This window comes from Spirosoma panaciterrae DSM 21099 (assembly GCF_000374025.1).
Taxonomy (GTDB): Bacteria; Bacteroidota; Bacteroidia; order Cytophagales; family Spirosomataceae; genus Spirosoma; species Spirosoma panaciterrae.
On record NZ_KB893195.1, the window covers coordinates 350,556 to 363,688 of the forward strand.

Genomic DNA, 13,133 nt, shown 5'->3' on the forward strand with positions numbered 1-13,133 from the left:
CCCATGTCACAGATCGGCACTGACATACAGGTAGCAAAGGCGTTTCTGGAAGCGGGAAATGTGGTAGGTATTCCCACCGAAACCGTTTACGGATTAGCGGGTAATGCACTCAACCCCGACGCGGTACTAACCATTTTTCGGGTTAAGAATCGCCCCTCCTTCGATCCGCTCATTGTCCATACGGATTCCCTCGATAAGCTGAGCCAATTTGTTTCAGAGATTCCGGAAGCTGCTCAAAAGCTAGCTGCCACGTTCTGGCCAGGCCCGCTTACGTTGCTCCTGCCCAGGCAAGACATCATCCCTGATCTGGTCACCTCTGGCTTGCCGCGCGTAGCGGTGCGAATACCCCATCATCCCCTTACCCTGGCCCTACTGCGTTCGCTGGATTTTCCCCTGGCCGCACCCAGCGCAAACCCGTTTGGATACATCAGTCCTACTACGGCTCAGCATGTAGCCGACCAGCTTGGTAATCAGGTGCCGTATATTCTGGACGGAGGAGCCGCAGGCGTCGGTCTTGAATCAACCATTGTAGGCTTTGAAGCGAATCAGCCTACGGTGTTCCGATTGGGGGGACTAGCTATTGAACAGATGGAACAGGTGATTGGTCCGGTTGAGGTTCGCACGCACTCAACATCGAATCCTAAAGCGCCCGGAATGCTGAGCAGCCATTATGCCCCCCGTAAACCGCTGATCCTGCTGCAACCGGGCGAAAGCCCACAACTGGGTGAGCGGGTGGGCGCATTGGCCTTTCGAGAACCCTTTGGCGGGATTCTATCCGAAAATCAACGCATCCTCTCTCCTACCGGCGACCTGACTGAAGCCGCCAAAAACCTGTTTGCCTATCTCCGTGCTCTGGATTCAGCACCCGTCGATGTCATTTATGCCGAACCTTTACCCAATCAGGGACTCGGCTGGGCCATGAACGACCGACTACGACGAGCCAGTGTACAGTAATTTTTTTGTCACCATTTTTGTTATATATTTATCTGTAGTTTTGCGACAAAGCACAATGCTATTCGCAAAAACGCTGATTTAGATATCAACTACGATCAATCATGACCTCCGAAGAAATAAAGAAAAACGAACGCCGTGAGCGGTCGTTAGCCATTGCCCGACGTATGATGGCCAACAAGAAAGCCGCTGAGCAAGAGGCTATCGATGAATACAAAAACAACCCTGCCAAACAGGCGTTGGTTGAGGAATTACGACGTAAAAATGAAGAAGCAGGAACTCCCATCGTTAGGTTACCGATTCCGTAATGATCTTACCACTCCCAATGTATTCGTTTTTGAAACGAGCAATTCGATCGTCTATGAAATCCGCTTTAAGCCAAGCGGCTATATTTTCGCAAACGACCCTGACCTGGAGCCGTTTGTCTTTGAGATGAGTATCGTTGTCATTGACAACCCGACCGGAAAACGCCCCCCACGCGATACGCTGGTTCCTCCTACACTCACGGCCATTTTCAGTATCTTTTTTGAGCAGCATGAACGTATTGTGGTTTACATCTGCGATACTTCCGATAAACGCGGTGAGGCCAGACAACGCAAATTTTCCAGTTGGCTGACTCTTTACGGTGGGGACAATTACATACAATTCAATGATCGTTTGCAGGACGATTCTGGTGAAATCTACTTCGTATCGTTCGTTATCAAAAGTTCAAATCCGTATCAGCAACGCCTGATTGTTGCCTTTAGTGAGCTGATCACAGCGAATCAGCAAGATAAATAAGCCGGTAACTTTCGCATCAAATCACTTCCTGCTCAATAGCATCAGCCGCTTTAGTCGCCAGTTCAATAATCATAGGCAGTAAGTGGCCGAAACGGGCGTCCTGGCTGTAGCCCTGCTTCCAGCGTGCATAAATCTGCTGGGCGATCACGGCATTTTTGTAAAGCCCGAAAACGTAATAAAATAAAATATCGGTCAGGTCACGGCCACTTTGCCTTTCGTAATGAGCTACGACTTCTCGCCGGGTAAGGTTGCCGGGAAGCCACGTCAGATTAAAATTTCGATAGGCCGGACTGTCCTCGGCTTCTGACCAATACGCCAGAGTAGCGCCCAGGTCCATCAGCGGATCGCCGACCGTTGCCATTTCCCAATCCAGTACACCTTTTATTTCCGGCATTGGCTCACCCGTTGCTTTGTCAGCGGCCAGAATTACATTATCGTACTTATAATCGTTGTGCAGAAAAGCCGGAGGTTGTTTGCGGGGGTAGTGCTGCTGAAGCCAGTTACCAACCTGATCCATGGCCGGAATTTTATCCGTTTCGGCCTGTCGGTATCGCCCGATCCAGCCTTCTACCTGTCGCTGTACGTAGCCGTCGGGTTTACCGAGCTGACCAAGTCCGGTTGCGACTATATCCAGTCGATGAATGGCAACCAGGTTATCGATCAGGGCTTCCGAAAGTTGGCGCATTCGTTCGGGAGCGAGTTCCAGACCGGGTGCCATTGTTGCCCGCAGAATAATACCCGAAACGCGTTTCATGATGTAAAAGGGGGCTCCAAGTACATCGGTCGTTTCGCAATACACGATGGGTTCGGGTATTTTGTTGTACTGCCCATTCAGCAGCGACAGCACCCGAAACTCCCGGCCCATATCGTGCCCCCCTTTGATATTGGCCCCAACGGGAGGTCGTCGGAGTACATACTCGCCATCGGTAGTTTTGAGCCAGTATGTCAGGTTTGAAAACCCACCCGGAAACTGTCGTATCTCCGTAACCTCACCCATATCGGGAGCGTGTTCATGGAGGTACGCATTTAAACGAACCCGATCCAGTTCGTCGCCTACCCGAACCGACCGGGGCATATCAGGAGCAATCATCAGATGTAGGATGTAAAAAGTAGGATGTAAAGCGTTTAAAGCCTACAGCCTACTTTATGCCTGTTGGACATTAAAACTCAGTATTCAGGCTTGCTGCCTGGTGACCTCTATCGAGCCTAAACAAGCCCTTGTTCTCTGGCAAAATTGAGCAAAGCAATGGGCGTGTCGATGCCCAATTTACGGGCAATGTTCCGGCGGTGAGCGTTGACCGTAAATTCGCTGATAAACAGCCGTTCACCAATCTGGCGGGTCGAATAGCCCTGTACGACGAGCCGGATAATCTCGACCTCGCGTTTGGTAATCTGGTATTTAACGGTGAAGTCGTCGACCAGTCGCTCTGATGTATGGCCCGTTGCACCTGTTTCAGGAAACCAGTTTTCGCCAGCAGCCACCGCCCGAATAGCCCTTTTCAGCGTGGCCGAACTACTGGTTTTCAGTATGTACCCATCAGCCCCTAATGCTTTCATTTCTTTAATCAACTTCGGCTGATCGTAACTGGTAAAGATGATTACTTTGAGCGTGGGCAGTTTTTCTTTCAGCGTCGTCAGGGTGGCGATACCATCCATATGCGGCATATTCAGATCGAGCAAGACCAGATCGATCGCTTGTTTTTGCAGCCGGTCCACTAGCTGATGACCATTGGTGACAGGGTCAAGTACCTCTACCTCCTCCATCTCGTCGAGCACCGAGCGTACCCCGTCAACCAGTAGAGGGTGATCATCCGCTATAATAAGCCGTAAGGGCATAGGTTTCCTGGTTTAACACGAAGCAACCCTAATATAAACACTTATCCCTGCCGTGCTGCCATTTGTTTACGGAACTGTCGGATTTCTTTTGTCTTTTGCTTAATGTCCAGACCGTACCCTTTCAGGATGCTAATGGCTAGATTCTGCTTATGTACTTCGTCGGCTCCGTCCCAGATGCGGGCACCCCGTTCGTGCCGATACATAGCCGACAGCACCGTATCGTCCGTAACGCCCAGCGCCCCATGCACCTGAATAGCCCGATCCAGCACCCGCAGGAACGCATTAGCCACATAGAATTTAATGGCTGATACAGCCTCGCGAACGTTGCTTACGCCAACGGTATCAATCATATAGGCCGTATTGAGCACATAGAGTCGACAGGCATCAATCTCGGCCCGGCTTTCGGCAATAAAGTCCTGGATGAACTGTTTTTCACCGAGCATCACGTCTTCTTCGATCTCGCGGGTGGCGGCCCGTTTGCACAACAGATCCAGTGCTTTTTCGGCATTGCCGATCCAACGCATACAATGGTGTACACGCCCCGGCCCCAGCCGTTCCTGTGCCAATCGAAACCCCATCCCCTCACCCGCAATGACGTTCGAAACGGGCACCCGACAGTTGGTATAGGTCACTTCGGCGTGGCTAAACCAGCCTTCACCCGCTTCCCCAAAGACGGGAATATTTCGCTCTATGACAAAGCCGGGCGTATCGGTTGGCACAATGATCATACTGGCTCGCTGGTGCGGTGCAGCTTCTGGATTGGTTACGGCCATCACCACGGCAAAGGCAGCCCCATCGGCCGAGGAGGTGAACCATTTTCGACCATTAATCACGTATTCATCCCCTTCCCGCACGGCCAGCGTGGCCATGCGCGTCGGATTCGAGCCAGCAAAATCGGGCTCGGTCATGGAAAAACACGAACGGATTTCACCCGCCATCAATGGTTTCAGATACTGCTCTTTCAGTTCAGGTGATGCGAACTTATGCAGGAGTTCGATATTGCCAATGTCGGGAGCCTGACAACCAAATACATAGTGTCCAAAGAATGGGGCGTAGGCCAACACTTCGCTGATCTGCCCGAACTCGCAAAGCGTCAGTCCATGCCCACCTTCGTCTTTGGAAAGTGCCAGCCCCCAAAGACCAGCCGCTTTGACCTGTTCCCGTTTCTGATCGAGAATTGGCAGGATCGCTTTCAGGTTCTGGTGCGAAAAATCGGCTTCGAGCGGAATCAGCTCGGCTTCGACAAACGCGCGAACCTGCGCCAGCAACGGGCGAACACGTTCGGTAGTGAAAATGGTTTCCATGCCGGAAATTAGTAGATTTTTTCATGGAATCGGCATCGTCAGCTCCTCACTCCTGCCCTGTAATCCGCCCGTATGTACGGCCACAACCGTCGCTCCTTCCGGAAAATAACCGCGCCGGGCAAGGTCGTAAATCCCGAACAACATCTTTCCGGTATAGACCTGCTCCAGTAGAATGCCCGTTTTTTGCTCAAACGTTCGAATAAACTCAATCAGTTGCGGAGTCGTTCGGGCATACCCGCCAGAGTGGTAATCTTGGATAAGGTTTAGCTTAGTCGGTGCGAATGCTGCATACTCGTCAATCTGAAGCGAGAAGCCAGAATCTGCTTTGAGTACCACAAAGCCAAGTACCTGCGTTTCTGCGGGAGCCGAACGAGCCAGCCCCGCTACGGTTCCGCCCGTCCCAACCGGGCAGCAGACAAAGTCAGGAACTGTGCCCAACTGCGCGATAATTTCTGGAATAATTTCGGCGGTTCCCCGAACGGCTAATTCGTTAGTTCCTCCTTCAGGCAGGATATAACAGGGACCAACTTGTGCGATCAAACCCGCCTGAAAAGCAGCCTCCTCCTTTTGCCGATAGGCGGTGCGGCTGACAAAGTGAAGCCTCATCCCATAGGCTTCACAAGCCTGTAAGGTTTTATTACGCGGTGCCTGAGCCAGTTCATCCCCCCGTACGATACCGATGGTTCGAAAACCAAATGCCTGACCCGCAGCGGCCGTAGCGTATAAATGATTGGAAAAGGCCCCGCCAAACGTCAGCAATGTATCGAACCCCTGATCCCGAGCGGCCAGCAGGTTATAGTTGAGCTTCCGCCACTTGTTACCTGATATATGCGGATGCAGGAGATCGTCCCGTTTAAGCAGCAACCGAATGTTAACCGGCTCAGGGAAAGGATTGGCAAGCGGTTGGAGCGTTGAAAGCATCGTAACGCGGACAACCTGTCCGCATTGTTTAAAGATATCAGCAGACAGGATGTCCGCGTTACGTCGTAAATTCGCCAAATTTTTGAGAATATGACCGATATAGCTGAGGATTTTTCGGAAGAGGAAGAATTATACGAGCATCACCGGATTGTGGTCGATAAGGGGCAGAGTCTGCTGCGCATCGACCGTTTTCTGATGGATCGACTCTCGAACGCCACCCGAACCAAAATCCAGGCCGCTATCGATGCCGAATCTGTTCGGGTCAATGGTAACCTCACCAAAGCCAGCTATAAAGTTAAACCGGCCGATGTGATCACAATTTCGCTGGCGCATCCTCCCCGCGACACCGACATTAAGCCCGAAAACATTCCACTCAACATTGTTTACGAAGATGAGGATGTGCTGGTGCTTAATAAACCGGCGGGTATGGTAGTCCATCCGGCTCATGGCAACTGGGATGGCACGCTCGTAAATGGTCTGGTTTATCATTTTCAGCATTTACCCACTTCACGGAATGGTGAGATACGGCCCGGTCTTGTTCATCGGATCGACAAAGATACTTCGGGGTTGATGGTGATCGCCAAAACGGAGTACGCGATGACGCACCTGGCCCGACAGTTTTTTGAGCATACCATCGAACGAACCTACAACGCCCTGGTTTGGGGCATCCCGAATCCACCCGACGGTAGCATTACCGGCTACATTGGCCGATCCGTCCGTGATCGCAAAGTACAGGCTATCTACGACGATGAAAGCAAAGGCAAATGGGCCGTTACCCACTACAAGACCCTGGAAACCCTGCGCCAGGTGGCGCTGGTCCAGTGCAATCTGGAAACCGGGCGTACCCACCAGATTCGGGCGCACATGAAGCACATCGGTCATCCTCTTTTCAACGATGCCATGTATGGGGGCGACCGGATTCTGCGCGGCAATCCCGTTGGAAGCTACAAAGCGTTTGTCGATAATGCCTTCAAGCTGCTACCTCGTCAGGCGCTTCATGCCAAATCGCTGGGTTTCGTTCATCCCCGTACCCGCCAGTGGCTCCAGTTCGACTCAGCCTTACCCGACGATTTTCAGGCCGCTCTGGACAAATGGCGTAAGCGAATGCTGAACGATGAATGATGAATTTTGTGTAGATAAATTAACGAAAAAAGATAATATTGTGCCTGATAAAACTTTTCGGTTTGCCGTGTCCACTATTCGGTGTTACCAACAGCTTGATACGATCTAACTACCAACCCAATTGACCGTATTTATTGCCGTGCAGATAAACGGCTGAAATTAACAGTAGTATTCTCTCAGTACAAAGCAATCGCTAACCGAAACTCATTCATCATTCATCATCCTCATTACCAATGATTTCAATTCGTCCCGGCACCCTTGAAGATGTCCCCGAAGCGTTTGAGCTAGTTATGGAACTGGCCATTTATGAACGAGCCGCCGATGAAGTTACAAACACCGTCGAACAGATGGCACTGGATGGCTTTGGCCCTAATCCTCTTTTTCGGATGCTCGTTGCCGAAGACTCCGACAGCCAACGACTCGTTGGCATGGCGCTGTACTTCTATCGCTATTCAACCTGGAAAGGCAAACGATTGTATCTGGAAGATATCATCGTCAAAGAAGAATTTCGGGGCTATGGAATTGGGAAACTACTTCTGGACGCGACCATCGAAACAGCCCGCGAAACCAATTGCACGGGTATGATGTGGCAGGTACTCGACTGGAATGAACCCGCCATCGGTTTCTATAAACAATTTGGCACCCGTTTCGACGACGGCTGGACCAACTGCCATCTGGATTTTTGAGCAAAGAGCATGGGGTACGGGGCAGAGGTTACATTTAGTGCTTAACCCGCTGCCCCGTACCCCATGCCCTTTGCCAATAAACCCTTATCTTTGTGGTTCGCGAATTGTGACCGAGCATGACGTATCGTCAACAAAAAGCCCTCCGAATTGCGGGATGGGTATTTCTGAGTATTTTTTTACTGGCCTGTGTGGGAGCGGGTATTGCCTACTCCAAACGGGAAAGTCTTTTACAGTCCACACTTGAACGGGCCATCCGTAAAGCCAAACGTGACTATAAACTAAACGTACACATCGGCTCGGCCAAATTTACCGGCCTGAGTTCGGTAGCGTTTCAGGATATTTCGGTCGTACCCGAAGATCGCGATAGTCTGGCCCACATTCAGCAAGTAGAAGTAGCCGTTCGGTTCTGGCCCCTGCTGACGGGAAAGATTGGGCTGTCTGGCATGTTACTCGACAATGGATTTATTCAGGTTGTCAAGCGGGATTCGCTGTCGAACATCGATTTTCTACTCCACAAAAAGCGGGACTCTACCGCCGTTGAGGAATCGCCCCGAGAAACCAGCCGCAAAACAGACTTATCCGAAGTCGCTGAAAATCTGATCGATAACATCCTTTCTAAAATTCCCGACGACCTGAATGTGAACAATCTGGCGTTTCGGGTAATGGACAATAACGATACGCTGAACCTGCTGACCAAAACGGCTGTTATTCAGGACGAAGAGGTTCGATCTACCATCCTTCTGAACGGGAATGAAGCGACCTGGCATCTGGCCGGAACCGCCGATCCAGCCGATCGGGAATACAATCTGGCCCTATATGCCGATGGTAAGCCGATTGAAATACCGTATATCCAGAAAAAATACAACTTAAAAGTACAGGTAGATACCCTACGGGCCGAACTGCATGATGTGGATCGATCGGGTAGCGAGTTTCGGATGGAAGGTGCTGGCTCGGTTCGAAATTTACGGATCAACCACCCTGCTATTGCTCGTACAGACGTTCTGGTTCCTCGAGCAGCTATGGATGCGCACCTGTTCGTTGGTGAAAATTACGTAGGTGTCGATAGCTCATCAACCCTCCATCTGGGCGAAGTGAGTGCTCATCCTTTCTTGAAATATACGCTTTCCGAAACGTCGGAACAGTCGAACCTGAAGCAGGCTCGCCATACCACTTCGGAGGAAGAAGAGTCTGCAGGACCGGGGAAAATTTATGAAGTTCAGCTTCATACGGGCCAAATGGACGCTCAGTCGCTGTTCAACTCATTCCCACAAGGGCTTTTTGAATCGCTCGAAGGGATGAAGGTGGCTGGTAAACTAAAATACGATGTTACGTTCCGCCTGGATACATCCCTGCCCGATTCGGTTGAATTCAACTCCGGCATGACATCGGAAGGGTTCCAGATTCTGAAAATGGGCCAGACGGACTTTGCGGAAATCAACCATCCGTTTGTTTATACCCCCTACGAAAAAGGCAAACCGGTTCGTGATATTGTCGTTGGCCCCGCCAATCCGGATTATACGCCAATCAACGCGATTTCTCCAGACCTGCGTAACGCGCTGCTGACTTCGGAAGATTACAATTTCTTTACCCACAAAGGATTCAACGAAAAAGCTTTTCGCGTTTCGATTGCTACCAATTTCAAGGAAAAATCCTTCAAGCGGGGCGCCAGTACCATTTCGATGCAGTTGGTTAAGAATGTGTTTCTGAACCGGAATAAGACATTATCTCGCAAAGTCGAGGAAATTCTGATTGTCTGGCTTATTGAAAATCAACATATCGTTCCGAAAGAGCGGATGTACGAGGTGTATCTGAATATCATTGAATGGGGCCGGAATATCTATGGCATTGGTGAAGCAGCCCGGTATTATTTTGCCAAACGACCATCCGACCTCGACTTAGGCGAAAGTATTTTCCTGGCTTTTGTGGTGCCCCGCCCCAAACATGCTCTCGACTGGTTTTTACCCGATGGTACGCTACAAACCCGGAACGTACGCGGTTATTTTCGCCTTATCGGACGAATCATGGCCCGCCGTGGCCTGACAGCCCCTGACTCGGGCGCTTATGGCTTCTATGGCGTTCGGCTTCGCGAAGGACTTCGCCATGAAGTGGCTCCTGTTGATACGACGATGCAAATGGAGGACTTTCTGCCCAATCCGAATGGCAATGAACTTGATGACGACGATGAAGAAGGTGGCACCGGAATCGGTAATTTCTTTCGTCGCCTTTTCAAGGGGAAGAAGGCCGATGAGAAAAAACCGGAGGATGAGCAAACCGCTCAACCTGAACGAACCGAATCTTCAGCTACCGAAGTAACGCCAACCGATACCGTAAAAACCCGTAAGCAACTTCGCCAGGAACGGCGCGAACAAAAACGCCGGGAAAAAGAAGCCAAACGATTACAGGAAGAAGGCAATATACCGTAGGGCAGACAGGCTGTCTGCATTCTTTACTATTATCAGCGGACAACCTGTCTGCGTTAGACTATGAAATCACTCATTCGAATTATTCTGGTCCTTCTTGTCATTGGTGGGGTCATTGCGATCGTCGTTTCGCAACGCAATCATACGTCTCTTTCGCCCAACACCATCGATCTGAGCGTAGACTGTTCCGATATTGATCATGTACTGGTCACTTCGTCGGTGAATGTAGCCGTTCAAAATTTATCGTCTCGTTCACACAACGATATATCCGTTAAGATCAGAGCCTACGATGAAGCAGGCAACCTACTGAAAGAGAAGTATACCACGTTTTCCCGAATGCTGCCGCCAAAGAGCATCTTCGATAAGCCCGTGACCTTACCCGCCAAGACCAAGCGTTGCGATTGCCAGATTGTCAGCTCTCACCCTTTCAATTAGATTCGTGTAAAGGATCGCGACAGATCAGCGTTTCAAAACGGCAAAAGCCATACCTCGTCCATATCCCTGAAATAGGGCCAGGGTAATCCAGCTTAGGGCTAGTTGCTCAATGAGCGTAAATTTATCGTTACCACCCAAATCGTAGCATTCAGCAAAACCAATTTCCCTGGCCAGTTGAGTAGCAACCGTTTTCCCCCACTGACTATCGCCTGCTACAAACATATCGGCCGCCTGTTCACCATACTGCGGGTTAAGTAAATTTTCAAAGCCAGTCGTATTGAAACATTTTACCACATCGTGAGTAGCCGTATTCGCCAGAATTGCATCAGTGGTGTTGCTGAATCCGGCAGGTCCCATGCCCCGAACGGTGTTCATAGTATCGATGATGACTTTGCCAGTGGTGTCGCCCAATTCCTGAACCGCTTCTATTGTTTTCATAGCCGGGGTAGCCAGCACAATAACTTCTGCCTGGGCAACCGCACGGGCTGGTGAGGTGAATCGATCTTCCCCGATTTTTGTAGCTAGTTTGATCGATTTTTCGGACAGTGGAAAACGGGCACCAACCAGAACGGTATGGCCGACCTCAATAAACCGTTGGGCTAAGGCTCCACCAACGTTGCCTGAACCAATAATAGCAATGGTCATCATTAATAGTCTGATAAATGATTAATAGTTCCGTACCCCATATACCCTTACACGCATTACGGAGCTATTCGCCCAGCGCTTCAATGATGGCGCGGGCCGTTTCGGCACCGCTAAAGTTCTGCTGACCTGTTATCAGGTTTCCGTCGCGAATGGCGAAGCCACGCCATAGGCCCGCCTGCACATAATTGGCCCCCAGCTTCTTCAGTTCGTCTTCAATACGCCAGGGCATAACATGCGCATCGCGGGGAAGCAGACCATAATTCCATACGGCATTGTCCGCAAAGTCTTCTTCGACATTGGCAAAGCCCGTTACGGTTTTTCCTTTGGCCAGATACTCGCCATTACTCAGCCTGGCGTAGCGTAAAATAGCCGTACCATGACAGAGCGCCGAGGTTACTTTACCACTCTCGTAAAACTCGACAAACTTTTGTTGCAAATCAGTCGCGTTTTCGAAGGTAAACATCGGGGCCTGTCCGCCTGCTACCACCAATGCATCAAAATCAGCTACGTTGAGTTCGGCAATCGGTTTTGTTGTATCGACCAGGGTACGTAATTTTTCGGTATGAATGAAACCCTGCGAGATAAGATCAGAGGACGAATACCCACTCGCATCGTTGGGATCGCTCATGGCATCGGGCTCACATTTACCACCATCCGGACTGAAAATTTCTACTTCATATCCTTTCTCTGCAAATTCATAGTAGGGATGCGTGAGTTCGCTCCACCAGAAACCAACCGGCCAGCCGGTTGTGGTCGAAACGGCCGGGTTAGAAAGCACAATGGCGACACGCTTAGGGTGTCGGGTATTGACAAGATTCGGGTCTTTGAGGCTCATAAGCTTCAGTTGTTCAGTAAAAATTGTTGTCGATTGACCTGAACAAAAGTAGACGCCTTACATACCTTTGTAAATATATATACGCCGAAGTGTGATACTCTCCTTTTAGAGAGCATCTGATTATTAACCACTTATACCTATGCCTGACTTTCTACATAAGGGTAAGCTCTACTATAACCCTGTGGAGTTTGCCATGGCTCATATTGGCGGTACCTGGAAAATGCCTATTCTCTGGCGACTCAACAAGCAGGTTATGCGCTATAGTGAACTCAAAAAATACCTGCCCCATATCAGCCATAAGATGCTGACAACCCAGTTACGCGAACTGGAAGAACACGGGTTTGTGACGCGTACCGTGTACCCGGTAGTGCCTCCTCGCGTTGAGTATACGATTACGGAGAAAGGCCGACGGGTGATTCCTGTTATCGAAACCATCCGGCAGTTTGGGCGGGAATTGATGGATGAATATGGAATTGAAGAGCGTAAACCTCAATAACGGAACATCTCGACAATAAATCGTTAGCTCGCCTTTCCCCAGCACATGTCCGTATTATTTTCCGGTTATGGTAACAGCCCGATGCAGATAGTCATCCCGATCCAACTGATCCAGCAGGAAAGTAGCGACATCGGCCCGGCTAATACTGGGCAGAGAGAACGTTGAAAAAGGCAGGTGTTCGCCCAGACGATACTGTCCGGTCAAAGGGCCGTCTGTCAGGCGGGTTGGCCGGGCAATCAGCCAGTCGAGGCTACTTTCCCGGATGGCCTTTTCCTGCTTTTCTTTTTCATCGATGGCCCCTTTCAGAAGTGTTTTGATGATCAATTTACTGGGTAAAGGAGCCTCTTCATAGCTTGTACCCACTCCTAAGGAAGAAACCACCAATAGCCGCTGAACCCCACAGCGTTTCATGACTTCCATCAGATTGACGGTGCCTTGTGCTACGGTCTCGTCCTTCTGACCGGGCCGGCTACCCAAGGCACAGATAACCGCATCCTGGCGCCGAACGGCTGGTAATAAGGTTTCCGGGTTCAATACATCACCTGTGAAAACAGTTAGATTGGGGTGTTGATACTCTAATTTGGATGGGTCGCGGACAAAAGCTGTTACATAATGTCCACGCTGAAGGGCCTGCTCCACTGCCTGTTTTCCAGTTCCTCCTGTGGCCCCTACGACTAATACTTGCATAAAAAATGACTGATC

The 13,133-nt window shown here is 50.3% G+C and carries 15 protein-coding genes; 8 read left to right on the forward strand and 7 right to left on the reverse strand.

What is annotated here, in order from left to right; translation table 11 throughout:
• Positions 1 to 3 precede the first annotated feature (3 nt).
• The 3 genes from B153_RS0122245 (at position 4) to B153_RS0122255 (ending at position 1,731) form a co-directional block, all read left to right on the forward strand.
• Entirely contained in the window at positions 4 to 954 is a 951-nt protein-coding gene (locus B153_RS0122245; protein WP_020598957.1) for an L-threonylcarbamoyladenylate synthase, read from the forward strand.
• A 101-nt stretch (positions 955 to 1,055) separates the two neighbouring features.
• On the forward strand, positions 1,056 to 1,259 hold the full coding sequence (locus B153_RS0122250; RefSeq protein WP_020598958.1) for a hypothetical protein: 204 nt from the start codon (positions 1,056 to 1,058) through the stop codon (positions 1,257 to 1,259).
• Positions 1,216 to 1,731, forward strand: coding sequence for a DUF6169 family protein (locus tag B153_RS0122255; protein ID WP_020598959.1), 516 nt, complete (start codon positions 1,216 to 1,218; stop codon positions 1,729 to 1,731). The genes B153_RS0122250 and B153_RS0122255 overlap by 44 nt, the downstream gene beginning before the upstream one ends.
• Positions 1,732 to 1,747: 16 nt before the next feature.
• Here B153_RS0122255 and B153_RS0122260 read toward each other — a convergent pair whose 3' ends face one another.
• The 4 genes from B153_RS0122260 to B153_RS0122275 form a co-directional block, all read right to left on the reverse strand.
• On the reverse strand, positions 1,748 to 2,821 hold the full coding sequence (locus B153_RS0122260) for a phosphotransferase family protein (protein ID WP_020598960.1): 1,074 nt from the start codon (positions 2,819 to 2,821) through the stop codon (positions 1,748 to 1,750).
• A 116-nt stretch (positions 2,822 to 2,937) separates the two neighbouring features.
• The gene (locus B153_RS0122265) at positions 2,938 to 3,567 is read right to left on the reverse strand and encodes a response regulator (protein WP_020598961.1); all 630 of its coding nucleotides are present in this window, start codon (positions 3,565 to 3,567) and stop codon (positions 2,938 to 2,940) included.
• Positions 3,568 to 3,608: 41 nt separating this feature from the next.
• Positions 3,609 to 4,871, reverse strand: coding sequence for an acyl-CoA dehydrogenase family protein (locus B153_RS0122270; RefSeq protein ID WP_020598962.1), 1,263 nt, complete (start codon positions 4,869 to 4,871; stop codon positions 3,609 to 3,611).
• A 21-nt stretch (positions 4,872 to 4,892) separates the two neighbouring features.
• Positions 4,893 to 5,792 carry a 1-aminocyclopropane-1-carboxylate deaminase/D-cysteine desulfhydrase gene (locus tag B153_RS0122275; RefSeq protein WP_020598963.1) on the reverse strand — a complete coding sequence of 300 codons (900 nt, stop codon included), beginning with the start codon at positions 5,790 to 5,792 and terminating at the stop codon, positions 4,893 to 4,895.
• A 90-nt stretch (positions 5,793 to 5,882) separates the two neighbouring features.
• Here B153_RS0122275 and B153_RS0122280 point away from each other — a divergent pair, with 90 nt between their 5' ends.
• The 4 genes from B153_RS0122280 (at position 5,883) to B153_RS0122295 (ending at position 10,455) form a co-directional block, all read left to right on the forward strand.
• Positions 5,883 to 6,914, forward strand: a complete 1,032-nt coding sequence (locus B153_RS0122280) for an RluA family pseudouridine synthase (RefSeq protein ID WP_020598964.1) — start codon at positions 5,883 to 5,885, stop codon at positions 6,912 to 6,914.
• A gap of 233 nt (positions 6,915 to 7,147) precedes the next feature.
• A complete protein-coding gene (locus B153_RS0122285; RefSeq protein ID WP_020598965.1) occupies positions 7,148 to 7,600 on the forward strand; it encodes a GNAT family N-acetyltransferase in 453 nt (150 codons plus the stop codon).
• Between the two features lie 116 nt (positions 7,601 to 7,716).
• Positions 7,717 to 10,023 (forward strand): transglycosylase domain-containing protein, encoded by a 2,307-nt coding sequence (locus tag B153_RS0122290; protein ID WP_020598966.1) that lies wholly within the window; start codon positions 7,717 to 7,719, stop codon positions 10,021 to 10,023.
• Between the two features lie 60 nt (positions 10,024 to 10,083).
• Entirely contained in the window at positions 10,084 to 10,455 is a 372-nt protein-coding gene (locus B153_RS0122295; RefSeq protein ID WP_020598967.1) for a hypothetical protein, read from the forward strand.
• A gap of 24 nt (positions 10,456 to 10,479) precedes the next feature.
• On the opposite strand, the gene B153_RS0122300 is transcribed toward B153_RS0122295, so the two are convergent.
• Together B153_RS0122300 and B153_RS0122305 are read right to left on the reverse strand one after the other, a co-directional pair.
• The gene (locus tag B153_RS0122300) at positions 10,480 to 11,103 is read right to left on the reverse strand and encodes an NADPH-dependent F420 reductase (protein ID WP_020598968.1); all 624 of its coding nucleotides are present in this window, start codon (positions 11,101 to 11,103) and stop codon (positions 10,480 to 10,482) included.
• Positions 11,104 to 11,164: 61 nt separating this feature from the next.
• The gene (locus B153_RS0122305; protein ID WP_020598969.1) at positions 11,165 to 11,935 is read right to left on the reverse strand and encodes a type 1 glutamine amidotransferase domain-containing protein; all 771 of its coding nucleotides are present in this window, start codon (positions 11,933 to 11,935) and stop codon (positions 11,165 to 11,167) included.
• Between the two features lie 139 nt (positions 11,936 to 12,074).
• On the opposite strand from B153_RS0122305, the gene B153_RS0122310 reads away from it, so the two are divergent.
• Entirely contained in the window at positions 12,075 to 12,431 is a 357-nt protein-coding gene (locus tag B153_RS0122310; RefSeq protein WP_020598970.1) for a winged helix-turn-helix transcriptional regulator, read from the forward strand.
• Positions 12,432 to 12,485: 54 nt separating this feature from the next.
• On the opposite strand, the gene B153_RS0122315 is transcribed toward B153_RS0122310, so the two are convergent.
• Positions 12,486 to 13,118, reverse strand: a complete 633-nt coding sequence (locus tag B153_RS0122315) for an NAD(P)-dependent oxidoreductase (protein WP_020598971.1) — start codon at positions 13,116 to 13,118, stop codon at positions 12,486 to 12,488.
• Positions 13,119 to 13,133: the final 15 nt, after the last annotated feature.

Bases quoted from the DNA above. Each gene is read 5' to 3' on its own strand.
- B153_RS0122265 (WP_020598961.1), bottom strand. From the start codon at position 3,567: ATGCCCTTACGGCTTATTATAGCGGATGATCACCCTCTACTGGTTGAC.
- B153_RS0122310 (WP_020598970.1), top strand. From the start codon at position 12,075: ATGCCTGACTTTCTACATAAGGGTAAGCTCTACTATAACCCTGTGGAG.
- B153_RS0122295 (WP_020598967.1), top strand. From the start codon at position 10,084: ATGAAATCACTCATTCGAATTATTCTGGTCCTTCTTGTCATTGGTGGG.
- B153_RS0122300 (WP_020598968.1), bottom strand. From the start codon at position 11,103: ATGATGACCATTGCTATTATTGGTTCAGGCAACGTTGGTGGAGCCTTA.
- B153_RS0122245 (WP_020598957.1), top strand. From the start codon at position 4: ATGTCACAGATCGGCACTGACATACAGGTAGCAAAGGCGTTTCTGGAA.
- B153_RS0122290 (WP_020598966.1), top strand. From the start codon at position 7,717: ATGACGTATCGTCAACAAAAAGCCCTCCGAATTGCGGGATGGGTATTT.
- B153_RS0122280 (WP_020598964.1), top strand. From the start codon at position 5,883: ATGACCGATATAGCTGAGGATTTTTCGGAAGAGGAAGAATTATACGAG.
- B153_RS0122270 (WP_020598962.1), bottom strand. From the start codon at position 4,871: ATGGAAACCATTTTCACTACCGAACGTGTTCGCCCGTTGCTGGCGCAG.
- B153_RS0122285 (WP_020598965.1), top strand. From the start codon at position 7,148: ATGATTTCAATTCGTCCCGGCACCCTTGAAGATGTCCCCGAAGCGTTT.
- B153_RS0122250 (WP_020598958.1), top strand. From the start codon at position 1,056: ATGACCTCCGAAGAAATAAAGAAAAACGAACGCCGTGAGCGGTCGTTA.
- B153_RS0122275 (WP_020598963.1), bottom strand. From the start codon at position 5,792: ATGCTTTCAACGCTCCAACCGCTTGCCAATCCTTTCCCTGAGCCGGTT.
- B153_RS0122315 (WP_020598971.1), bottom strand. From the start codon at position 13,118: ATGCAAGTATTAGTCGTAGGGGCCACAGGAGGAACTGGAAAACAGGCA.
- B153_RS0122260 (WP_020598960.1), bottom strand. From the start codon at position 2,821: ATGATTGCTCCTGATATGCCCCGGTCGGTTCGGGTAGGCGACGAACTG.
- B153_RS0122305 (WP_020598969.1), bottom strand. From the start codon at position 11,935: ATGAGCCTCAAAGACCCGAATCTTGTCAATACCCGACACCCTAAGCGT.
- B153_RS0122255 (WP_020598959.1), top strand. From the start codon at position 1,216: ATGAAGAAGCAGGAACTCCCATCGTTAGGTTACCGATTCCGTAATGAT.